The following is a 22,888-nucleotide window of genomic DNA, read 5'->3' on the forward strand; positions in this document are numbered from 1 at the left end:
TTATTATCTTCTCAAATTATTACGCATTCTTTTGCTCTTCTTTGTCTTTTCTTAGCTTGCCATAAACAGGTGCAAGGATAAACAAGAAGAACAATATATTCTGAACTAGCATGATAGGGAGCATTCCCCATGTAACTGTCTGGTTCTGAAGAACATTAGCATCACCGCCAGCAAATACAGCGATCATGTTATTGTTGATATAGTGCATGATTGAAATTGCCCATATGTTCTCTGTTTTCATGAATGCATAGCCAAAGAAGATTGCCATAGCAAGACATGTAATGATCTGGCTTACAAACATCTGAAGACCTGTCTCTTTTGCATAGAAAAGATAATCAACAAAGATGTGCCAAACTGCCCATACAAGACCAAGGAGTAAAACACCAAGTCTTAAGCCAAATTTCTTTTGCATAATGGGCTGAAGATAATATCTCCATCCATACTCTTCACCCAAAAACGCGATAAATGTAAGTGGGAAGTTGATGGCAAGTGCAATGAGCACTCTGATTATAGTAGGGTCCATCAAAGAACCGCTTAATGTATCAATATTTGATCCGCCTGTAAGGGCATCAAACATAAGACTTGAAATAAGACTTCTAAGTAAATATAAAACGATAAATAAGATTACAAGCAGGATACTAAGCTTAACCTTATTTCTGCTAAGTCCTGCGTTCGCTCTCTTTTCTTTGCCACATACCCAGAAAAGGATATATGCCACAAAGCTTCCTGCTATGAGCACATACTGTGAATAGATATTCCAGTTAGAATACTCTGTAATTCCATTATCGATCATCACTTCTGGGAGGAAAACTGAGAGAATAGCAAGTACCATCATAATGGCTGTTGTCACAAGAACTGTGATATATCCAGCCATAGGGAGCTTTTTGTCTTCTTCCCTAAAGAAAAGCTTACCTAAGATGACACCGCACATAGGGTAAGCCATCTGAACGTTAACAAAAGCTGTGAGATCCTTGCCGTTGTTCTTGCCAACGATCATAAGTAAACTCATTAACACTGTCACACCGTAGGCAATGGCAATAAACATCCAAAGCCTCTTTTTTTCAATACTTTTCATACCTTTTCTCCATATTATATCTAATAGTTAATGAACAATCACCGCTGTTCCAACATCTACCATATCATACAATGTATAGGCTACGCTAGTAGGCAAATTAACACACCCGTGAGAACCATCCGTTTTGTAGATGTTGCCCCCAAACTTTCTTCTCCAGCTGGCATCATGAAGTCCCACTGCGCCAGTAAATCTCATCCATTTATCCACCCACACATTCCAGGTAGGTCCAACAAGGTATTTTCCAGGTGTTTTAGTCTCAATATGATAAAATCCCGTGGGCGTGCCATTTCCAGAGCTAACATTACCTGTGACGCATTCAGAAACAAGAACCGGTTCACCAAGTTGATAGTAAACAACTGTCTGATTAGCAATATCTACGTCTATATACGTGGCTCCTGATAGGCCTGCAGGAATCCCAGCTGCCTCTTCCTCTGCATTCTGAAACCTTCCCTCAAAGATTCCATATTGCATATAGTGCTCATAAAGAGCTTCAGCACCATTTCCACAGGATGCCACTACATCCGGGTATCTCCGGCCATAGTAATCTGCATCAAATCCATCTGCTTTTACTGTTGTTTTGGGAATAATGACAAAGACAATGATCAAAGAAACTACAAATAATATTCTTTTCATAGGTTGTCCTCGCAATAAATTATTACACTCTTTTATTTCTTAAGAGTGTAATAATATTGTATTCCGAGAACTTCACACCTACGATAAACAAAGACTAAAAAAAGACTAAAAGTTTTTTGGGATCAGGAAACGACCTTGTGGATCCACTTGTTGCTCCTAAATCTGATCGTAAAGATAATACCTCTAACGCCCCAATCAGCGAACATACCGATCCATACGCCCATTGCACCAAGTCCTACTACTCTTATAAGGAATGTAGCAAGGGTAACTCTCAAAAGCCACATAGTAAGCGTAGCAACTATCATTGAGAATTTAACATCTCCTGCAGCCCTCATGGCATAAGGAGTAATAAATGATGGTGACCATAAAAGCGGCTTAACGATAGTGATCCAGCCCAACATAAACAGGCAGAGCTTCCTACTTTCTGGTGCCATACCTGCAAGTATCGTCACAGGTCCAGCAATTGCATAGGTAAAAAGACAGCTAACGAGTATTGCTATATATCCCCATCCTATCATCTTCTTGGTGTAATATATAGCCTCATCCTTGCGTCCGGCACCAAGGCACTGACCTACAATAGTCATAAGCCCGATTCCTACGCCAATTCCAGCAACACCATTAACATTTTCAAATATATTAGTCATGGACTGAGCTGCAATAGCTGCTGTTCCAAGGAGTGAAACAGATGACTGAATGGCAAGCTTACCAAATTGGAACATAGAGTTCTCTATTCCATTTGGGATACCCATTGCAAGGATTCTCTTTATCTTGCCACCATCTGGTCTTATCTTGTGATAATCCTTTACAAATATCTCAAGCTTATCATTTCTTAAAAATGCCAAAAGAACTATCGCTGAGAATATACGTGAAATAAGTGTAGCTAAAGCTGCTCCATAAACTCCAAGTCCAAAGCCCCAGATCAAAAGCGCATTACCAGCCACATTTAATATATTTGAAGCAATTGCGATATTCATCGGAAGTCTTGTATTGGACTGAGCCCTGAAAATAGCACTTCCAGCCGCTGCAAGGGCCACACCAGGATAGGATAATATCGTCAAAAGGAAATAGATGCCTGCAGCTTCCATAACGTCAGCATCAACAGTACCAAAGATAAGTCTTAACAGCTGCATCCTGAATATAAGACCAAGTATCATCATGGTAACTGAAATACAGGTAGACACAAGAAGTACCTGCCTTGCTGAATCTCTTGCTCTTTCTCTATCTTTCTGACCTATATAGGTAGAACAGATAATGACTCCACCTGTAGCCATGGCGTTAAATGCCTGTACCACTAAATTGTTGATGGAATCAACAAGAGATACTCCTGAAAGAGCCGCTGCTCCTACGTTACTAACCATCATAGAGTCAGCCATACCCATAAGGGAGTTCAGAAATTGTTCAGCTATAATAGGAATCAGCAACAGAAAAAGCTTCCTGTTGCTGAAAATGTGTTTATCTTCCATTTATCCACCATTTAGAGCGATATACGGATTGCTCCGCTTCGCTCTCGCAATCCTACGTCCATTCGGAAATCAATCCGCTCGCTATGCTCGCGTATCTTTTTTCCTCATGTCCGTTCAGTCTTCAGAAAAATCCAAATCTCTGTGCAAGCACAGATTTGGATTTCCCTTCATCCTTATATCGCTCACATCCTCTCAGGAGCACTGAATCCTAACAGATCAATACCTGTTTCAAGAATCTTGAGTGTTGTAGTAAGAAGTGCAATATAGCTGCTCTTCTTATTTTCATCAGCTTCTGCAAGGATCTTGGTTCCATGGTAGAAACTGTTAAATGCATTACTAAGGTCGTAGATATATGCACAGATTCTGTTTGGTGCAAGGTCTGCTGCTGCACTCTCTACTGAATCTGCAAATCTTGTAAGAAGGAGCATAAGTGCCTTCATAGCGTCGCTATCAGGGTTATCAAGCTTAGCATCCTTGACCACTCCACCTTCTGCCTCATATTTCTTGAGGATAGACTTGATACGAACCATTGTGTAAAGGATGTATGGGCCTGTATCTCCTTCAAATGAAGTGAATTTATCAACATCAAAGATGTAATCCTTAGAAGGCTGATTAGAAAGATCACCATACTTGATAGCTGAAAGGGCTACCTTGTGAGCTGTATCCTTAGCCTCTTCGTCGCTGATATCAAGGTTTCCTTCTTTGATCCTTGCATACATCTTTTCATCGATCTCAGCAATAAGATTCTCAAGACGCATTACGCCGCCCTGTCTGGTCTTGAATGGCTTGCCATCGCTGCCATTCATAGTACCAAAGCCTACGAAATGAAGCTCTGTCTCTGGAAGAACAAGCTTGGTCTTGCGTGCGCATCTAAATACCTGTGTGAAGTAAAGTTCCTGTCTCTTATCTACAACGTAGATAAGTCCCTCTGGATGGAACTCTTCCATACGCTGCTTGATAGTTGCAAGATCAGTTGTATTGTAAAGAGATGCTCCATCTGACTTAAGGATCATGCATGGTGGGATCTCTTTGGTATCTGTCTCTTCTGCTACGTCAACAACAAGGGCGCCCTGGCTCTCATGAGCATATTCGTGCTGCTTCATGTAATCTACCATTCCAGGAATAACCTCATGGACATCTGACTCACCTCTCCAGAGGTCAAAGTCTACAGAAAGCTTCTTGTAGTTATTTTTAAGATCAGCAACAGAAACATTTAAGATATGATGCCAAAGAGCTCTGTATGGCTTATAACCGTCCTGTAAGAGCTTGGTTGCTTCCATCGCTTCTGCCTTGAACTGCTCATCTTCTTTTGACTTCTTGCTGGCTGCAGGATAGATCTCTTCAAGCTCTGATACTGTAAATGGAGCCTCTTTTGGATAAGCTCCCTGATAATCAGGATCAAAATAGCAAAGATCTGGTTTTCTCTCTTTGAGACCTGTGATAACAAGGCCCATCTGAAGTCCCCAGTCACCAAGGTGAATATCACCGATAACCTTGTGTCCTGTATATTTAAGAATTCTCTTGATACTCTCACCAATAACAGCTGAGCGAAGATGTCCTACGTGAAGAGGCTTAGCAACGTTAGGTCCGCCGTAATCAAGGATAAATGTAGGCTCATGACCTGGAAGTGTAACTCCCATGTGCTTTTCATGAAGCATCTTAACGATGTAGCTTCTAGCAAAGTCTCCACTTACGATAATATTCAAAAAGCCTGGCTTAACAGACTCTACCTTATCAAACATTCCGTTGTTCTGAAGCTTCTCAGCTACTTCATCAGCGATCATAAATGGCGCCTTACCATATTTCTTGGCTCCAGCCATAGCACCGTTACACTGATATTCACAAAGATCAGGTCTGTTTGAGATAGTTACCTTTCCAAGCTCCCTATCATATCCGGCAGCTTCAAACGCATCTCCAACCTCTTTTGATATAAGTTCAAGTACCTTTTCCAAAATTCTTCCTTCTTTCAATCAATTTGATTATTTTTCGTTAACGTAAAAGATTTTATCAAAATAAAGCTTTTCTATCAATGGCAAAAATACATAGTAATATAGCAAATGTTACAAGGCATGCTCCCTGATTAAAAGAGATGATCTGCTCTACATGAGTATCCCTTAAAAAATCAAGTAAAAACTTAAGCACTGTGCAGACCATCACTAATACCACTGGCTTAAATGTGTCTTTTTTCACCAGATAAAAAGAGATCAAAAACAATATGATAAAGCTTATAGCCTCTATCACCTGAACAGGAACTCTCTTTCCGTGTATGATCGATCCGCCGCAGCATCCCTTGTAAGCGCAGGCAAGCTTACCAATTCCATATACAAGGGGCATGAGCAAAAAATACGACCTGTAGATAGCTTTCTTGGCAAGAGGAACTATTCTGCCCATAACAAAGCAGGCAAGTATCATTCCCAATGCTCCGCCTGTGCTGTCACACTTGATGGCCCTAAAGCCCGACGACAAGTACCCGCACATAACTGCAAAGTATATACCCATGCTCAAATTCAACATCACAGAAAACCCGATGACCTGCCTGGATACTTTTGCCTTATGAAGTTCAAAGCAGGCTCCTCCTATACCGGAAAAGCCTGCTAAAAGGATCAGAAAAATATACATAGTAATTATCCAGAAATACCTGAGCACACAGTTTCAATAAAATATACAAATAAAATAAATGCTACCACAATCAATACAACTCTCAAAACAAGGTCGGCTATGTATACCCACATAAGTCCCTTACCAAATCTGTTCTTCGGATACTTGATCCTGACATAGATCATAAGTACATAACTGGCAATTCCTGCAAGTCCGATAAGTGCCCCTGGAGTAAGTTTGATATAATCCTCGCCATCAAGCGATGAAAAAACATAGCCAAGGCTCCATCCACCAATCCTGCTGATGATCCAACAGATAAGAGATGACCAGCATAACTTCTTGGCCGTAGGATTGATATTATCTGGATGCTCTACCTGATTCATGTCTGGCTGAGGATACTGCTGATACTGTTGTTGTTGATACTGCTGCTGTTGATACTGTTGCTGTTGATACTGCTGTTGCTGATACTGCTGTTGCTGATACTGCTGTTGCTGAACCTGAGGTTCGATTACTGGAACCTCTACCGGCTCTGGCATTATAGGCTGTCCTGTCTCAGGATCATGCCCCATTCCACTAAAAACTCCATTTTCATTGCTCTGCTGATTATCCATTTAATTCCCCTTCTCTTTCCTTCTTTTCCTTTTCTCTCTGAGCCTTAGAAAAACTGCATCCACAAAAATCCTGTCTGTATAGCCCAAACTTTTGTGAAAGCTCTATAGAGCGCTTATAGCCGTTCTTTTTCTTAAAATCAGATGGTAAAAAAGTGATAGTCTTGCCTGATTTTTGTGACATGTCCCTTGCAGCCTCTTCTCCAACTTCATTTAGAACGTCGGCGTTCTTTAAAGGGCTGATAGTAAGCGTAGTTGTAAAAAACTCAAATCCGTTTTCTGCTGCGCTCTTTGCAGTCTCTAAAAGTCTAAGTTCAAAGCACTTTCTGCATCTTTCTCCGCCCTCTTTGCAGTCTTCATAGCCCTTAACTGCATCATAGAACACTTTAGGATCATGATTTCCCTCGATAATACCAATCTTTCTGGCATTCTCATCAGAGTTCATACCATCAAAGCATCCTTCATCTATCTGCCTGTTGTATTCCTCTATAAGCCTCTTTTCTTCTGCAACTCTTTTGCTATATTCCCCCTCAGATGTGATATTGGGATTATAGAAAAAGACTGTCACATCAAAGAACTCTCTTAGATACTCAAGGCAATAGGACGAACACGGCGCGCAGCACGCATGTAATAATAGCCTTGGATACTCCTTCTTTTTCTGAAACTCAGATATTTGATTTTCTAATTCCTTTGCATAATTTCTTTTGTTCATCTAATTCCCAATTTATCGACTATCTCATTAACTACTTCTTGGACAGTCTTATTATCTGTATCTACCACAATATCTGCGGCATCTTCATAGGCTTCCATTCGGGACGCCATCAGCTCTTTTATCTTAGAAAGAGGATCCTCGCACCTAAGAAGCGGTCTCTTGTCATCGCCTTTTACTCTCTCGTAGATGGTCTCAGGACTAGCTTTCAGGAACACGATCTTGCCGGCTTTTCTAAGAAGCCTTCTATTTTCCTCTCTAACAGGCATTCCACCTCCAAGTGATATAACGAATTCTCTCCAATGATCTCCTGTTATAGCTTCAAGAAGGTCTGTTTCCATGTCTCTAAAAGCCTTCTCACCCTCTTTTTCAAAAATCTCATTTATAGTGCTGCCTTCCGTCTCCTCAATGATCTCATCTGTATCGACAAGCTCCATACTAAGCTCATCAGCCAAAAGAGCTGAGACAGCGCTTTTTCCACTTCCCATAAAGCCTTCAAGTATGATATTGCTGGCTCCTACTACATCCAGCATAAGTGATCTATAGACAACGTCGGCCTGCTCCTTTGTGACCTTTATCCCGTCATCAGCATGCCAGAGCTCATAAGCATCGATTCCCTGATAAAGAAGCATCTTAAGACCCGAAAAGGTCCTAGCACCAGCTTCCTTTGCAAGCTTCATGAACTTGGTCTCCAGAGGTCTGTACACCTCATCAAGTGCACAGCTAATATGCTCGTAGAACTCTTTATCCTCAATAACTGCACTGTTCACATCCGGGAAAAGACCTACAGATGTGCACTGAAGGGCAATGAACTTATCATGTGCCATCAGCACTCTCTTGTAATCTTCAAGCTTCATTGGTATAACAACGTCTGTACCAAGAGCTGTGTTTACTTCGTCTGCTACACATTCAGCCTTTTCAAAGGTTCTATTAAGTATGTAGACCTTTTTAGCGCCTTTATCTGCACACAAAAAAGCTGTTGGTCTGGCAACTCCACCAGCTCCCAGGATTACCACCACTTCTCCTTCAAGATCAATGCCTTCATCCTGCATAGCGTGATATAAACCTGTTACATCAGTGTTGTAGCCCTTGAATCCGCCATTTGCGGTCCTTACAAGGGTATTAACAGCGCCTATACTCTTAGCCAGGGGATCTATATCGTCAAGATAAGGAATTACCTCACTCTTATAAGGAACTGTCACATTAAGTCCCTTTATATCAAGTGCAAGAGCACCCTTGACCGCCGCCTTAACATCATTCTCATTAACTTCAAATGGCACATATACCATGTTGATGCCAAACATGTCAGACAACGAATTATGAATAAGTGGAGATAATGTATGCTTAACCGGATTACCTATAAGTCCGCAGATCCTAGTATGTCCATCAGTGTAGTTCATGTTTTCCCCCTTTATGGCTCTTTTAGTGTAAATTTTACAAGGAAAAATCTTTTTAATCAATAAAGAATGTCATAAAAAAACCTCGACCAGTATCCGCTTTGGTCAAGGTTTCTTAATACTTTTTTCATTTGGATCAAAGTTTAATTACAACTCCGTCCTCTGTTCCGGCAATCACATTGCTGTCCTTACCTGTAAGGTCTTTACTTCCTACAAAATACTGATACTCATGAAGTATCTGATCCTTCTGCATTCCTGATATCGCACTCTTCATATTATCAGAAGCAAGTCCATTTCCACTAAAAAGATCTATCGAAGTATTATCGTAAGTTCCAAGAGATATAGCCACATTCTCGATCGAAGCATTGTTTTCTCTTTTTGGAACTTCAACAGTAAGGTCTAACTTATTATCTTGTTTAGGTTGTTCATCTTTAAGGTCGCTACTTATCTGTCCCTGAAGATTCTTTGGGTCAGAAAGCACTTTATCGCCGGCGGCTGGTATATTATATGCATCATAGCCTTGCATGAAACCAATTCTATTTACTGCCATAACATCCGCCCCCTTTCTATAAAAAAAATAATTTCCCCTAGATGATTAAAATATCGGATTTTTACTCAATAACTTAATACCATTATATTAAAAAAAGTCTCAAAGCCTCAGTATTTCTGAGAATTTTAAGACTTTTTTAGAGTTTTTTTATTCTTTTATTCCTGCGGCTCTAAGGAGCTGTTTAGTATACTCCTGTTTAGGATTTTTATAAACCTCTTTAGTTTTTCCATACTCCACAACTCTGCCATTTTTCATGATCATAACATGGTCACTTATCTGATAAACCACTCTAAGATCATGAGAGATGAAAATGATAGAGATTCCAAGATTCTTATGGATTCTTGATAATAGTTCCATTATCTGGGACGCTATCGTAACATCAAGCGCTGAAACCGGCTCATCTGCTATGAGAAGCTTTGGATTTCTCATAAGAGCAATTCCTATGCACACCCTCTGCCTCTGACCACCTGAAAGCTGTGATGGATACCTATCAAGCATCTCAATAGGAAGCTCGATCTGGGCCATGATTTCCTCAACTCTCTTCTTTCGCTCTTCGGGAGTCCATTTTTTCTTTTTATCAACCCTAAGAGGTTCCTCTAAAAGCCAGCCAATCTTCTTGGAAGGGTTAAGCGAATTGTAAGGATCCTGGAATACCATCTGCGGTCCCTCGTACTTTTGCCACATGGCACCCTCATAATCCTTGTTGATGCCCACGATTGCTCTTGCAAGAGTAGATTTACCACATCCCGATTCGCCAGCTATTGCCAGCACTTCACCTTCATCCATGTCAAAAGACACATCAAACAATGCCTGAACCTTCTTTTTGCCGGAAAAGAGCTTTCTCTTTCTATTCTTATAAAAAACATCTAAATGTGATACTTTAAGTACCTTTGTTTCTTCCATCTAAAATGCCTCACTCGCCAATATCGATCTTTGGTATAGCTGCAATCAGTCTCTGAGTATATGGATGCTTTGGAGCTTTGAATATATCTGCAGTCTTGCCAGACTCAACAATGCTGCCCTTCTGCATAACGATAACCCTCTCGCAGAGCTGATTTACAAGGCTAAGGTCATGGGAAATGAAAATAATGGATGTACCCATTTCCTTATTTAACTTTTTGAGTAGTTCTACTATCTGTGCCTGAACAGTCACATCAAGAGCCGTAGTAGGCTCATCTGCAATAAGTATCTGTGGACCTCCGATCATGGCTGCTGCTATCATAACTCTCTGTCTCATACCACCAGAAAGCTCATGAGGATACATGTAATACACTTCCTCTGCATTTGTCAGTCCCACGTCCTTTAGCATGTCGATAGCTTTTTGTTTTCTTGTCTTTTTATCTATCTCAGGATGATGGATATAAAGAGATTCCTCAACCTGCCAGCCAATCTTTTTTACCGGATTAAGACTTGTCATAGGTTCCTGGAAAATTATGGATATCTCGTCTCCCTGATAGGTACGAAGCTTACTTCTATCAATTGTCAGAAGGTCATCACCATTAAACATGATCCTTCCTGTCTTTTTCATAGATCCTCTGTTTAAAAGTCCTGCAATAGCAAGGGCACTCATACTCTTACCAGAGCCTGATTCTCCAACGATACCAACTATCTCACCCTTCCCAAGCATAAGATCAAAATCATCCACAGCTATAGTAGGAGTGTCGCCATCGTGAAATTCTATATGAAGATCAGTTACATCAAGTATTATTTCCATCTTCTAATTCCTTCACCTAAAAAAGAAAANCCTAAAACGATCAAGACGATCACAATACCAGGACACAGACAATAGCTTGGTACTGTAAACATATACTGCTGAGCATCTGAAAGCATCTTGCCAAGGCTGGCATATGGCGGCTGTGAACCTACTCCAAGATAGCTAAGACCTGCCTCTGCCAAAACCGCATTATTAAAACCGATAAGGATTGATGAAGCAAGAACTCCCTTGATATTAGGAAGGATATGTACAAATATCATCCTAAACTGTGATACTCCCTGAAGTCTTGCGCTCTCAACATAGTCCATTCCCTTGCATCTAAGGACTTCGCCTCTAACGATTCTTGCATAACTTGGAATAAATGCTATTCCAAGAGACATAAGAAGCTGAGCCCAACCTGTTCCAAACACACTGACTATAACAAGTGCCAGCAGGATACTTGGAAAAGCAAACATCGCATCAATGATCCTCATGACTACTTCATCAAGTATTCCGCCAAAATAACCTGTAAGTGCACCTATAATGGTTCCAAGTACAACACCGATCGTAACTGTACCAAGAGCAATCAAAAGCGTAATCCTGCTTCCGTACATAACTCTGCTGAACACATCTCTTCCCATATTGTCCGTACCCATGATGTGCTTCACAGAAATTCCCTGAAGCTTCTCACTGGCATTCATCTTGGTAGGTTCATATGGCATCCAAAAGAGTCCTACTATAACCATAAGGACTATAAGTCCAGTTATAATAAGTCCCGCTATCATATATGGATTTTTCTTAAGTTTTTTCAAAAAAGCCTTCATTAGTCTGTTATCTCAATTCTTGGATCAATGATCCTGTAAATTATATCCACTAAAAGATTTATTATTATTACAATAGCAGCTACGCCCATGATAATGGCCTCTACTACCGGATAATCTCTATTACTGATACTGGAAAGAAGTATTCTGCTGATCCCAGGAATGCTAAATACCTGTTCAATAACGATACTTCCTGCAACCATGTCTGCAAGCAACATTCCAAGGAATGTGATTACCGGGATCATGGCATTTTTAAGTACATGTCTATATAGAACACCGTTGGTGTTATTTCCTCTGCTAAACGCAGTCCTTGTATAATCCTTGGCTGCTTCATCAATCAAACTTCCCCTCAGCATCTTAACTGTCATTGCTATCTTTGGAAGCGCAATGGCAACAGAAGGGAAAATAAGATATCTCAAAAATCCCCCAAAATCCTCTGTATAGGACACAAAACCTCCCGGGGTAAAGAGCTTAAATATCATTCCAAAAATAAAAGTGATTATGATTCCTGAAAAGAAAGGAGGAATCGCCATTATGATCTGGTTGATCATAGTAATAGCCTTGTCAATAAAGCCATTCTCATATTTAGCTGTAAAGATTCCAAGTGGAATAGATACAAGTATAGTAAGAACAAATGACATAATAGCCATTGTAAGTGTGATAGGCACCTTGTTAAGGACCATGCCTGCGACAGGAACATTGTAATTGTAGGATGTTCCCATATCTCCATGAATGAAAGATGTAAACCAGTTAAAATACCTGACAATAAGAGGATCATCAAGTCCCATTTCATGTCTAACCTGAGCGATAAGCTCTGGAGAAGCTTCTGTTCCAAGCTTTCTAAGAGCAGGATCACCCGGTATTACATTAAAAGCGAGGAATACACAAAATGAAACCACCACCAAAGTAATGATCATAGAAAAAAACTTTTTGATGATATATTTCATATGCATATTCCTCGCAAATCTTTAAATTACTGAGCAGGTCTTATCTTTGCAATATCCTGAACATAAAGAGGATAGAAAACATAACCTGTAAATTTCTTGTTAAGTGCTACAAAAGCTGGAAGATCCTGAATATATACGTTAGCAGCATCTTCTGAAAGGATCTTAAGGCACTCTTTATAATATTTAGTCTTCTCTGCGTCATCATTAGAAGCTACTGCCTTGGCATATGCCTCGTCATAGGCAGCTGAGCTATAGTTAAATGTGTTCTTGCTTGAAGTAGATACATATCTTGCAAGAAGGGCTGATGCAGAAAGTGTTGAAGCATCAAAACCAACTACTGTTGACTGATACTTCTTTTGCTTATAAACTTCATCAAGCCATGTGTTCCACTCTACTTCCTGAATATTAGCTGTAACGCCGATATTCTTGAGTTCTTCAGAGATAACCTGTGCTGTATCAATATGCTGAGCATAGTTTGATGGAACTGTGATAGTAAACTCAAATCCATCAGGGTAACCAGCTTCAGCAAGAAGAGCCTTAGCCTTTTCTGTATCCTGATTGTAAGTGTCGTTAAGACTTGCATCATAATACTTAGTAAATGCAGGGAACATAGCACTACCAATCTCTGTTCCTGCACCATCTGATACAAAGTTCATGATCTCCTGTGGATCAATAGCGTAGCAAAGAGCCTGTCTAACTCTTACATCATCAAATGGCTTCTCGGCATTGTTGAGGTAAAGAGCCTGTACAAGGTTCATTGTTCCTTCGTAAATCTCAAACTTATCAGAAAGCTGAGCTGCCTGAGTACTTGTAATTCTAGCGATCATATCAATAGAGCCGCCCTCAAGATCCATAACGATTGCATCGCTATTAGCCTCTACCTTGAACACTACATCCTTGATATATGCCTTCTCGCCCCAGTAATCATCAAATCTGGTTACCACAAAATTCTCCTGTGGAGAACGTGACACAAACTTGTATGGGCCTGTACCAATAGGATTTGTATTTAAATCCTTGTTAGCCTCTGGAACAATTGCAACTGTAAGAAGTGGAAGGAAATCTGAATTAGCTTCCTTAAGCACTATCTCTACGTGACTGTCATCAATAATATTCACACTGTCAATACTGGAAAATGAAGAAATGAGTGGCTCACTGCCATCTGCTCCTCTATTACGATCAATAGAATACTTAATATCCTCTACCGTAACTAAACTTCCATCGTGAAATTTGATTCCATCACGAAGTGTGAATGTGTATACCGTACTATCATCCGAAATCGTGTAATCACTGGCTACAGCAGGGATAAGATTACCGCTCGCATCAGGCTTGACCAAGCCTTCATAGACATTAAACAATACCTCCTGAATACCTGCCCCTGTTGCTGTGTGGGGGTCAAGCTCGCTGATGTCCTGAGGTACTCCAACGATAAGCTTTGAAAGATCATCTGACGTATTGGTAACATCTGTATCGGCTGTGCTAGTCACTGTTTCAGTGCTTGCCCCTGTGCCCTGGTTACCTTCCGTAGATTCTCCTGCCTTGTCACTTGAGCATCCGCCCAATGCAACAGTCAGTGTTGTTAACACGACTAGTAATAATGAGGATACACTCCTTTTCATAAAACTCCTCTTAATCATGTTAAAATCTTCCTCCTATATTAAATTGTCTAGCTCTTGTTGAGCTCAAAGAAATATTATAGCCTTGACAACTTATTGTCAAGGCTATTAGCTTACTCTTTCTTAAGAAGCGGAATGTTATTATCAGCTGAATTAGATATGGTTCCATCAGCCTCTTTCTTGAGAACTGATTTAAGTTCATCCATAAATGTATTCACATCCTTAAACTCTCTGTAAACTGATGCAAATCTTACATATGCTACAGGATCAAGATCCTGCATCTTATCCATTACTATCTCACCGATAGCTCTGCTTGGAATCTCTTTCTGTTCCAGGTTGAAGACTTCTGTTTCAACCGCATCCACCATCTTGGTGATCTGCTCTGCACTTACAGGTCTCTTGTGACAAGCTCTGAACACACCTGCCTCAATCTTGGCCCTGTCATATGGCTCCCTGATATCACCCTTTTTAATAACAATAAGAGGAATAGTCTCTACCTTTTCATATGTGGTAAATCTTTTTCCACAGGAATCACAAACTCTTCTTCTCCTGATAGACGTATTTTCGTCAGCAGGTCTTGAATCAATTACTCTTGTATCATCCTTACCGCAAAATGGGCATTTCATAGCATTTCCTCCATTTTTATAAAAGTAATATCTCCACTATATCTTGGCTACCATATTAAGCATCACACAATTTATTGTAGCATTATTTTTACAATAATTCCACACTAAATAACGTTTTTGGCAGTAAAAAAGCCCTACTCCAATGCTGGAGTAGGGCTAAATGCCGATAAATCAATCACTTTCTCTGTAAGAAATCCGGAATCTTAAGAGATTTTGGTTCAACTGTGCTCTTGATCTCAGTTGGTCTATTGATTGTCATATTAGGTCTAGGAGTAGTTGCAACACCTTCAGTTGCAAATCCAATTGTTGAAACACCAGGCTGTGCCTGCGCGATTGGTGTAATTGGAGTAACTGGTGTAACAGGAACTGTAGTTGCATGAACTGGAGTTGCAGGAGTAACTGGGGTAGCTGTAGGCTGTGAAACAGGTGTAGCAACCTTATTTATCCTACTATTCTGTGTACCAGTTGCTGCCTTGTCATCAATTCCTGTAGCAATTACTGTAACTGTGCAAGAATCTGTCTTGCTCTCATCATACATAGCACCAAAGATAACGTTAACATCATCTCCAGCGAGGTTACGAACATAATCGGAAGCCTCCTGTGCATCTGTAAGTGTGATGTCACCAGAAATGTTAATAATAACATCTGTTGCACCATTAACCTTTGTCTCAAGAAGTGGACTCTCTACTGCCATCTTAACAGCATCAGAAGCCTTGTCATCACCCTTACCAGTACCGATACCGATATGAGCAATACCCTTATCCTTCATGACTGTCTGTACGTCAGCAAAATCAAGATTGATAACTGCTGGTACATTGATAAGGTCTGTAACACCCTGTACAGCCTGCTGAAGCACTTCATCAGCTTTCTTGAGTGCGTCAGGCATTGTAGTTCTTCTGTCAACTATCTGAAGAAGCTTATCGTTAGGAATAACGATAAGTGTATCAACATTTGTTCTAATATTAGAAATACCAAGCATAGCGTTCTGCATACGAACACGGGCTTCGAAACTGAAAGGCTTTGTAACAACGCCAACAGTAAGGATACCCATCTCCTTAGCAAGCTTAGCTACGACAGGTGCTGCACCAGTACCAGTACCGCCACCCATACCACAAGTAACGAATACCATATCTGCACCCTTAAGAGCTGCAGAAATCTCCTCTGAACTCTCCTCAGCAGCCTTCTGTCCAATTTCAGGCTTTGCACCAGCTCCAAGGCCCTTTGTAAGCTTCTCACCAATCTGTAAAAGCTTAGGGGCTTTGCAAAGCTGAAGCGCCTGTTTATCAGTATTAATACCGATGAACTCGACACCAGTAATATTCTCGTCTACCATTCTATTTACAGCATTATTACCTGCACCGCCAACCCCGACGACGATAATTCTGCAGGCGTTTTCTGCTTCATTTGACTTAATCTCCAGCAAAACAACTCCTCCTTCATAATCCTAAAGACTCCTATATGCTATGATACGATTTTTTTTGTTAATTATCAACCTGTTTTTTTTGAATAAATTTGTACCATTTAGTATACAATTTACTGCTTTTTCTCTTCGAAAGTAACATTTTTAGTGTCTTCATTAAAGTCTTTCATCTCCAAAATTCCACTCTTTCCTTCTAGGTTTGGCAAAATGTATTGGAGCTGGATTATTTTTTCATCAATGTAATCTTTTGTTCCTATGCTTACTTCAATACCATCGAAATACAGATAAACATTATACTCACTATCGAAGAAAATTTTGTTTGCGTGAAGATTGTATTTCGATAACAATTGAGTGATATCAAGTATTTCTTCAAAAACCTCCTGTTTTTCCACAGGAAGCTTTTCATGGATGATCACATAGTTAAAGCTAAGGCCCAACACTTCAGGAACATTACTTGAAGCCTCAAGTGAACTTTCTACCACTATTCCATCTCTGTCAAAGTACATATATCTTCCCAAATATGAGATATATCCGGCAACAGCCTTTTCATAAACATTTATCCTGACAGTCTCTGGAGATACGATCTCAACACTCATCTTCTCAATAAAAGGAACACCTTCAATAGATTTATTCCTGTACTTCAAAGAAAGATAGATAGAGTTATCGCACATCTTATCTGTCATGACCATATCTATGATCTCTTCATTCGTGTAATGAGTATTACCAGAAACATAGATATTTTTGATGGTATAGTTGTCCCTGATATAGATCACTCCAAGAACACCCGCGATAAGCACCGTGATCACAATGGCCATAATAATATAAAGACTCCTGCTGTATCGTAAGGAGTCCTTTATTATGTCGAAGATGCTTCTTCTATTTCTTTTTGTTTTAACTTTTTTGATCTTTCGTCTTTTTGCCATCAAAAACCAATCATCCTATATTTTTAGCTACATTAAGAGCCATTCCAATCTCTGCAAGCTGCATGATAACAGCTGAACCTCCGTAACTGATAAACGGAAGTGTGATACCTGTGTTAGGGATAGTATTAGTTACAACCGCAATGTTAAGAACAACCTGAATTGCAATATGTCCCATAACTCCAATGACCAAAAGAGCCCCAAACATATCAGGAGCATTATTGGCAATGATCATAAGTCTCCAGATAAGGAGCATGAACATAAGCATAACAGCTATAGCGCCAAAAAGTCCAAGCTCTTCACAGATAATAGAAAAGATCATATCATTCTGAGCCTCAGGGATGAATCCCATCTTCTGCATACTCTCGCCAAGACCTTTACCGAATATTCCGCCTGAACCAATGGCATAAAGAGCCTGTATAGTCTGGAAACCTTTTTCACTGGCGTAGGCTGCAGGATCAAGCCAAACCAGGATACGTTTAAAACGATAGTTCATACCACTTGAATTAGCTGAGTGAGCAACTATCAAAACGATCACAGTTGCCAGCGCAAGAACTGACAAAGCAGCGATCACATACTTTTTGTACCCGGGTGTTGAGATAAAAAGCATGACAACAGCGATTCCCATAATGATGATAGCTGAACTGAGGTTTTTGGTAATACCATATACCATCAGTGCCAAAAGAGCCGGAAATCCAAGAGTCGTTAAATACCCCTTTGGATCAAGGAGCTTACGCTTAAGTGTAACAATAATCGTTGCGGTAAATACAATAACCGCAAACTTTGCGACCTCTGCCGGCTGGATGGATATTCCCATGATGAAGATCCATCTTTTAGCGTGGTTGATCTCTCTTCCAAAAGGAATGAGAAGAAGCAACAGGACCGCTGCACCAATATAGATAGGAAATGCTAATTTTTTCAGTAGTCCATATGGAAAATAGGACATAACGATCATGAGTGCAAGGCCAATAAGTGTCGGCACAAGCTGATGTTTGAAATAATAGGCAGAATCCCCATAATCAAGATTAGCTTCGTATGAACTTGTAGAATAAAGCATTACAAGACCAAAGGCCAGTAAGAATAAAATAATAAAGATAAGGCTATAGTCAACGTATGATTCAACCTTTGGTTTTTTCAAAAATCTGGTCTTTTCCACTTTTACCCCTCAGACAATAAGTTAATCAGATAATTTATTTACATACTCCTTAAATCTCTTGCCTCTGGTCTCATAGTTAGGGAACATATCCCAGCTAGCGCAGGCTGGAGAAAGAAGTACTGCATCCCCTGGTTCTGCTGACCTGGTGCAGAATTCAAGAGCTTCTTCATAGGTATCTTTAAATACATACTTAGTAAAACCATGCTTTTTAGCACACTCTGCTATCTTTTCTCTGGTCTGGCCAATGAGAACAAGAAGCTTAACTGTATCTCCAAAGCACTCGATCCACTCATCGTACTCACTACCCTTGTCATAGCCACCGCCAATAAGTATAGTTGGCTTACTCATAGCTCTGATACCCTGGATAGCAGCATCTGGATTGGTGCCCTTAGAATCATTATAATAATCAACGCCCTTCTTGGTAGCCACATACTCAATCCTATGTTCAACTGCCTTAAAGGTTCTGATAACTTCAAGTATTGTAGCAAGAGGAACTCCCATAGCAAGTGAAATTGCTATAGCAGCCATTACATTCTGAACATTACACTCTCCTACAAGGTTCATATCATGAATATTCATGACTTTCATAGAACTTCCAGCTGTACTTAAGAAGATTTCTTCTCCATCAAGATAGAAACCATCCTGTAATTTTTCCTTAGTTGAGAAGAATACTACTTTTGCCGGGCAACGACTTCCAAAATCTCTTGTATATTCGTTGTCATAATTAAGAACGCAGGTATCATCCTTAGTCTGTCTGTTTGTGACATTCTCTTTCATGGCTGCATAGCATTCCATAGTGTGATGTCTGTTAAGATGATCTGGTGTGATATTAAGGATTGCTGATACATTGGCATGGAAGTTATCCACAGCTTCTAACTGAAATGAACTGATCTCACCAGTTGTAACTGAATCCTCTTTCATCAAAAGTGCGCTCTCAGCGTATGAAACACCAATATTACCAACAACATAAGTATCTGCAAAATGAGCTTTCATGATCTCGCCCACAAGAGTTGTTGTTGTTGTCTTTCCGTTTGTTCCAGTGATAGCAATAACCTTGCCCTTAGCAAAGTTGTATGCAAGCTCGATCTCGCTCCAGATAGGTATATTCTTTTCCTTGATCCTCATAACGGTGGGTGCATCAAGAGGTACCGCAGGGCTAGGAACTGTGAGAGCTATTGTATCAAGAACTTCATCTGATATCTCACCAATGATGATCTTAGTTTTGGCTCTATCCTCTTCGTGGAGCTTAGCTCTTATATCGTCTTCTGTAACCTTTGTGTTTTCTTCAAGCATCACAGGAACAGCTCCAACCTGATTTAAAAGTCTTACTGAACCAACTCCTGACAAACCTGATCCAATTACAAGTACATTTTTTCCAATGATATCTGCTGCTTTCATTTACTTCTTCCTTATTGTATCGTTCGTTATTTTATAGTCCCATATATGCTATAAGGCACAGCAACAATGTTACTGTGGTGAATACATTAACAACCTTAGTCTCAGACCAGCCACCTTTTTCAAAATGATGGTGAATAGGCGCCATTCTAAAAATTCTTTTACCATGTGTGATCTTAAAGAATGAAACCTGAAGAATAACTGAGATAACTTCAAACGCATAAATAAATCCAACGATCACGATAAAAATAGGCATATGCATAACATACGCTATTCCTGTAACAAATCCTCCTATTGCAAGAGAACCTGTATCGCCCATCATAACCTTACCAGGATATACGTTATATACAAGGTAGCCTAAAAGAGCTCCCATCATAGCAGAGGACATAACCTCTGCTCCTGTTGCTCCGTAGAACATACCGGCTATTGCGAAAAATCCAGCCACTACAGCAGTTACAGATGCACAAAGGCCATCTACACCATCTGTAAAGTTTGTTCCATTAACTGTTCCAAGTGTAATAAAGAAAAGGATTGGAATATTCCAAATGCCAAAATCTACCATTCTATCTGTAAAAGGAATCTTCATAGCAAGGGAAAGGTCTGTGAACTGTTCAACGTAAAGTGCAAAGATAACAGTTACAAGAAACTGACCAGCCATTTTCTGCCATGCACGAAGACCAAGATTATGCTTCTTGACTACTTTAATATAGTCATCAATGAATCCGATAAAGCCAGAACCAAAGGTTAATATCAGAACAGGAATGACCTCTTTATGAAATGCTCCATAGAACAGTCCTACAACCAGAAATGGAATAAGGAAAATAATACCGCCCATAGTTGGTGTTCCTGTCTTTTTCTGGTGGGATTCAAGGCCTTCCTCACGCTCTGTCTGTCCAGCCTTGAGCTTTCTAAGCATTTTTATGATACTTGGTCCAATTAGTACAGATGCTGTAAAAGATCCAAGTACAGGTATAAGTGTTCTAAGTAAATAACCGTTCATTTCTATAACCTCAAATAATTAATTACTGCTTGCTGATGACGCAGCGTTTGGTGCTTCATTAAAATCTGGAAGATCATCTCCTCCAAGAACAGCTCCGCTATCGGGATCCACCATGTTTCCGCTATTAGGATCAACAAGATAACCTGTTGAAGGATCCTTTGAGAATGACTCCCATATTGAAGATCTGTCCTTTTCTTCTACTTCTTCAGAAGAGCTCTCGGTAGCTGCCTCAGTTTCCTCTTCAGTATTCTCTGCTGTCTCTTCCTCAACATTTTCTGAAACATATGTTGTAACAAGCTGTTCACGAAGTTCTGCAAGTTCTGCCTGCTCTTTCTCTGAAAGTTCCTCTGTCATAGGGAAGTTGAGATAAGGAAGCGCCTCTGTAAGGATTGCTCTAACAATCCTTGTAGCATACTTGGCATCAGCCTGATATGTAACATTGGGTCTGTCAACTACTACATAGATTGCGATCTGTGGATCATCAGCAGGCGCATACCCCATAAATGATACTACATACTGATGATTTCCACGAGGAAGTGTCTGTGCAGTTCCTGTCTTACCGCCAATCATATAACCGGCAGGTCTGGCAGTCTTACCAGTACCCTCTTCACCTGCAACTACTTTGTTGCAATACTGAACAATCTTGTCTGATGTACTCTGTGATATAGTCTGCCTTAATATTCTAGGTTCAATATTCTTAATAGTAGCGCCGCTACTTGAAACAATCTTTTTCACGATATGAGGTTCATAATAATAGCCACCATTTATCAATGAACAAAATCCAGTGATCATCTCGATCATATCTACGTTGAAGCCCTGTCCAAAAGAGTTAGTGGCAAGGTCAGTAGGCGTCATGTTGGCTGCGCTGTATGTAAGGCCTTCTGTTCTGGCCTCACCTGCAAGGTCAATGTTGGTCTTAAGGCCAAAGCCAAAGTCTTTCTGGAACTTTGTAAATGTATTAACACCTGTAGCCTGTGCAACATACATCATAGCTACGTTACAGGATATCTCAATACCTCTTTCTACTGAAACCGCGCCATCACCATAAGTGTTATGGCATTTGATCTCCCATCCACCAACTTCCAAAAATCCTTTACAGTTATACACCTCATCGCCAGTAATCGATCCACTTTCAAGGGCAGTTGCAACTGTAAATGGCTTAGCGACAGATCCAGGCTCATAAGTATCTGAAATACAGTAGTTCTTCCACAATGCATTGTAGTTCTGATAAAGTACTTCATCAGAGAAGCCATCTATCATCTCCTGAGTAATATAAACACCCGAATCAAAGACAGATTCGCCCTTAACCTTATTTCCTTTCTCATCAACAACAGGCATGCCGATAAGTGCTGATGTATCCCTTGGATTGTTTAGATCAAAAAATGGATAACTGGCCATAGCAAGGATCTCGCCAGTGTTGACATCCATCATGATACAGCCTACGTTATTGGCACCATTACCCTGTCTCGCATTATTGGCGTAGGTATCATTAAATTCCTGAAGATGTCTCTCTACTATATTCTGAAGATTACCATCGATAGTAGTTACGATGCTGTCTCCATCAGTAGCAGGAATTGTTGTTCTCTCAAGGTTAGAGTCATCATCGAGATAACCATATTCTCTACCAGGTGTTCCGCTAAGCACACTATTATAGTACTCTTCCAGACCGTACATACCATTATTATCACTTGATGTAAATCCGATGATATCGCAGGCAAGAGTATTGTTTGGATACTTTCTGATATAACCAGCTTCAAACCAGACACCCTGGATGTTCTCATCATAAGTGTCAGATCCGATCGTTATAAGTCCTTGAAACTCGCTTATCTGATCATAAGTAAGTTTCTTGGCAAGAATATAATACTGTGAACCAGGGTGATCCTGAAGATATGATCTGATCTCACCAGCATCCAGATCAAAACACTTTACCAGCGCCTTGATGGTCGGTTCAACATATTTATCGCTTCTAAGAAGGAGCTTGGCATCAAGAATAACGTTGTAAACCTTCTCACTATACGCAAGCACAGTATTGTTGGCATCTAATATCTCTCCTCTTCTAAAAGGGAGCGTAGTAGAGTCATATTGCTGCTGTGACAGTACCTGCTTTTGGTATTCTTCACCATTATTCTTGGTAATAAGGATAAGCCTAACCCCTAACCCAACGAAAGCCAGTAGTACTAATACAAAAAGTACCACCAGCTTTTTCTTCATTCCTATAGTAAATTTCTGCGCGTTTCTAACTTTCCTTTGTTTCATTACAACAT

The 22,888-nt window shown here is 40.1% G+C and carries 21 protein-coding genes; all 21 read right to left on the reverse strand.

Annotated features, from left to right (window positions below):
• Positions 1-19: 19 nt before the first annotated feature.
• A complete protein-coding gene (locus bhn_RS09060; protein ID WP_071176393.1) occupies positions 20-1,075 on the reverse strand; it encodes a CPBP family intramembrane glutamic endopeptidase in 1,056 nt (351 codons plus the stop codon).
• Positions 1,076-1,102: 27 nt separating this feature from the next.
• Complete coding sequence (locus bhn_RS09065) at positions 1,103-1,708, reverse strand: L,D-transpeptidase (protein ID WP_071176394.1); 606 nt, start codon at positions 1,706-1,708, stop codon at positions 1,103-1,105.
• A 122-nt stretch (positions 1,709-1,830) separates the two neighbouring features.
• On the reverse strand, positions 1,831-3,171 hold the full coding sequence (locus bhn_RS09070) for an MATE family efflux transporter (RefSeq protein WP_071176395.1): 1,341 nt from the start codon (positions 3,169-3,171) through the stop codon (positions 1,831-1,833).
• Positions 3,172-3,353: 182 nt separating this feature from the next.
• Complete coding sequence (argS, locus tag bhn_RS09075) at positions 3,354-5,123, reverse strand: arginine--tRNA ligase (RefSeq protein ID WP_071176396.1); 1,770 nt, start codon at positions 5,121-5,123, stop codon at positions 3,354-3,356.
• A 55-nt stretch (positions 5,124-5,178) separates the two neighbouring features.
• Positions 5,179-5,670, reverse strand: a complete 492-nt coding sequence (locus bhn_RS09080) for a prolipoprotein diacylglyceryl transferase family protein (protein ID WP_161487315.1) — start codon at positions 5,668-5,670, stop codon at positions 5,179-5,181.
• A 125-nt stretch (positions 5,671-5,795) separates the two neighbouring features.
• Positions 5,796-6,380 (reverse strand): hypothetical protein, encoded by a 585-nt coding sequence (locus tag bhn_RS09085; protein ID WP_071176398.1) that lies wholly within the window; start codon positions 6,378-6,380, stop codon positions 5,796-5,798.
• The gene (locus bhn_RS09090; protein ID WP_071176399.1) at positions 6,373-7,089 is read right to left on the reverse strand and encodes an epoxyqueuosine reductase QueH; all 717 of its coding nucleotides are present in this window, start codon (positions 7,087-7,089) and stop codon (positions 6,373-6,375) included. Before bhn_RS09090 ends, bhn_RS09085 begins: the two co-directional genes overlap by 8 nt.
• Positions 7,086-8,486: a shikimate dehydrogenase gene (aroE, locus tag bhn_RS09095; protein ID WP_071176400.1), complete on the reverse strand. Its 1,401-nt coding sequence runs from the start codon at positions 8,484-8,486 to the stop codon at positions 7,086-7,088. The genes bhn_RS09090 and aroE overlap by 4 nt, the downstream gene beginning before the upstream one ends.
• 133 nt (positions 8,487-8,619) lie before the next feature.
• On the reverse strand, positions 8,620-9,033 hold the full coding sequence (locus bhn_RS09100) for a hypothetical protein (RefSeq protein ID WP_071176401.1): 414 nt from the start codon (positions 9,031-9,033) through the stop codon (positions 8,620-8,622).
• A 147-nt stretch (positions 9,034-9,180) separates the two neighbouring features.
• Positions 9,181-9,936: an ABC transporter ATP-binding protein gene (locus bhn_RS09105; RefSeq protein WP_071176402.1), complete on the reverse strand. Its 756-nt coding sequence runs from the start codon at positions 9,934-9,936 to the stop codon at positions 9,181-9,183.
• A gap of 10 nt (positions 9,937-9,946) precedes the next feature.
• Positions 9,947-10,747: an ABC transporter ATP-binding protein gene (locus bhn_RS09110; protein ID WP_071176403.1), complete on the reverse strand. Its 801-nt coding sequence runs from the start codon at positions 10,745-10,747 to the stop codon at positions 9,947-9,949.
• Complete coding sequence (locus bhn_RS09115) at positions 10,738-11,550, reverse strand: ABC transporter permease (protein WP_071176404.1); 813 nt, start codon at positions 11,548-11,550, stop codon at positions 10,738-10,740. Before bhn_RS09115 ends, bhn_RS09110 begins: the two co-directional genes overlap by 10 nt.
• Complete coding sequence (locus tag bhn_RS09120; RefSeq protein ID WP_071176405.1) at positions 11,550-12,494, reverse strand: ABC transporter permease; 945 nt, start codon at positions 12,492-12,494, stop codon at positions 11,550-11,552. The genes bhn_RS09115 and bhn_RS09120 overlap by 1 nt, the downstream gene beginning before the upstream one ends.
• Positions 12,495-12,520: 26 nt before the next feature.
• Positions 12,521-14,110, reverse strand: a complete 1,590-nt coding sequence (locus bhn_RS09125; protein WP_071176406.1) for an ABC transporter substrate-binding protein — start codon at positions 14,108-14,110, stop codon at positions 12,521-12,523.
• Positions 14,111-14,220: 110 nt separating this feature from the next.
• The gene (nrdR, locus tag bhn_RS09130; RefSeq protein WP_071176407.1) at positions 14,221-14,733 is read right to left on the reverse strand and encodes a transcriptional regulator NrdR; all 513 of its coding nucleotides are present in this window, start codon (positions 14,731-14,733) and stop codon (positions 14,221-14,223) included.
• Positions 14,734-14,908: 175 nt separating this feature from the next.
• A complete protein-coding gene (gene ftsZ, locus bhn_RS09135) occupies positions 14,909-16,156 on the reverse strand; it encodes a cell division protein FtsZ (RefSeq protein WP_071176408.1) in 1,248 nt (415 codons plus the stop codon).
• Positions 16,157-16,266: 110 nt separating this feature from the next.
• A complete protein-coding gene (locus tag bhn_RS09140) occupies positions 16,267-16,968 on the reverse strand; it encodes a cell division protein FtsQ/DivIB (protein ID WP_236845901.1) in 702 nt (233 codons plus the stop codon).
• Between the two features lie 118 nt (positions 16,969-17,086).
• On the reverse strand, positions 17,087-18,229 hold the full coding sequence (locus bhn_RS09145) for an FtsW/RodA/SpoVE family cell cycle protein (RefSeq protein ID WP_071176410.1): 1,143 nt from the start codon (positions 18,227-18,229) through the stop codon (positions 17,087-17,089).
• Between the two features lie 21 nt (positions 18,230-18,250).
• Complete coding sequence (murD, locus tag bhn_RS09150) at positions 18,251-19,627, reverse strand: UDP-N-acetylmuramoyl-L-alanine--D-glutamate ligase (protein WP_071176411.1); 1,377 nt, start codon at positions 19,625-19,627, stop codon at positions 18,251-18,253.
• Between the two features lie 31 nt (positions 19,628-19,658).
• The gene (gene mraY, locus bhn_RS09155; protein ID WP_071176412.1) at positions 19,659-20,624 is read right to left on the reverse strand and encodes a phospho-N-acetylmuramoyl-pentapeptide-transferase; all 966 of its coding nucleotides are present in this window, start codon (positions 20,622-20,624) and stop codon (positions 19,659-19,661) included.
• A gap of 18 nt (positions 20,625-20,642) precedes the next feature.
• A complete protein-coding gene (locus bhn_RS09160) occupies positions 20,643-22,880 on the reverse strand; it encodes a peptidoglycan D,D-transpeptidase FtsI family protein (RefSeq protein WP_071176413.1) in 2,238 nt (745 codons plus the stop codon).
• Between the last annotated feature and the right edge of the window lie 8 nt (positions 22,881-22,888).

It is taken from the genome of Butyrivibrio hungatei, from assembly GCF_001858005.1.
Lineage (GTDB): Bacteria > Bacillota > Clostridia > Lachnospirales > Lachnospiraceae > Butyrivibrio > Butyrivibrio hungatei.

Bases quoted from the DNA above. Each gene is read 5' to 3' on its own strand.
- bhn_RS09060 (WP_071176393.1), bottom strand. From the start codon at position 1,075: ATGAAAAGTATTGAAAAAAAGAGGCTTTGGATGTTTATTGCCATTGCC.
- bhn_RS09065 (WP_071176394.1), bottom strand. From the start codon at position 1,708: ATGAAAAGAATATTATTTGTAGTTTCTTTGATCATTGTCTTTGTCATT.
- bhn_RS09070 (WP_071176395.1), bottom strand. From the start codon at position 3,171: ATGGAAGATAAACACATTTTCAGCAACAGGAAGCTTTTTCTGTTGCTG.
- bhn_RS09080 (WP_161487315.1), bottom strand. From the start codon at position 5,670: ATGGGTATATACTTTGCAGTTATGTGCGGGTACTTGTCGTCGGGCTTT.
- bhn_RS09085 (WP_071176398.1), bottom strand. From the start codon at position 6,380: ATGGATAATCAGCAGAGCAATGAAAATGGAGTTTTTAGTGGAATGGGG.
- bhn_RS09090 (WP_071176399.1), bottom strand. From the start codon at position 7,089: ATGAACAAAAGAAATTATGCAAAGGAATTAGAAAATCAAATATCTGAG.
- aroE (WP_071176400.1), bottom strand. From the start codon at position 8,486: ATGAACTACACTGATGGACATACTAGGATCTGCGGACTTATAGGTAAT.
- bhn_RS09100 (WP_071176401.1), bottom strand. From the start codon at position 9,033: ATGGCAGTAAATAGAATTGGTTTCATGCAAGGCTATGATGCATATAAT.
- bhn_RS09105 (WP_071176402.1), bottom strand. From the start codon at position 9,936: ATGGAAGAAACAAAGGTACTTAAAGTATCACATTTAGATGTTTTTTAT.
- bhn_RS09110 (WP_071176403.1), bottom strand. From the start codon at position 10,747: ATGGAAATAATACTTGATGTAACTGATCTTCATATAGAATTTCACGAT.
- bhn_RS09120 (WP_071176405.1), bottom strand. From the start codon at position 12,494: ATGAAATATATCATCAAAAAGTTTTTTTCTATGATCATTACTTTGGTG.
- bhn_RS09125 (WP_071176406.1), bottom strand. From the start codon at position 14,110: ATGAAAAGGAGTGTATCCTCATTATTACTAGTCGTGTTAACAACACTG.
- nrdR (WP_071176407.1), bottom strand. From the start codon at position 14,733: ATGAAATGCCCATTTTGCGGTAAGGATGATACAAGAGTAATTGATTCA.
- bhn_RS09140 (WP_236845901.1), bottom strand. From the start codon at position 16,968: ATGGCCATTGTGATCACGGTGCTTATCGCGGGTGTTCTTGGAGTGATC.
- murD (WP_071176411.1), bottom strand. From the start codon at position 19,627: ATGAAAGCAGCAGATATCATTGGAAAAAATGTACTTGTAATTGGATCA.
- mraY (WP_071176412.1), bottom strand. From the start codon at position 20,624: ATGAACGGTTATTTACTTAGAACACTTATACCTGTACTTGGATCTTTT.
- bhn_RS09160 (WP_071176413.1), bottom strand. From the start codon at position 22,880: ATGAAACAAAGGAAAGTTAGAAACGCGCAGAAATTTACTATAGGAATG.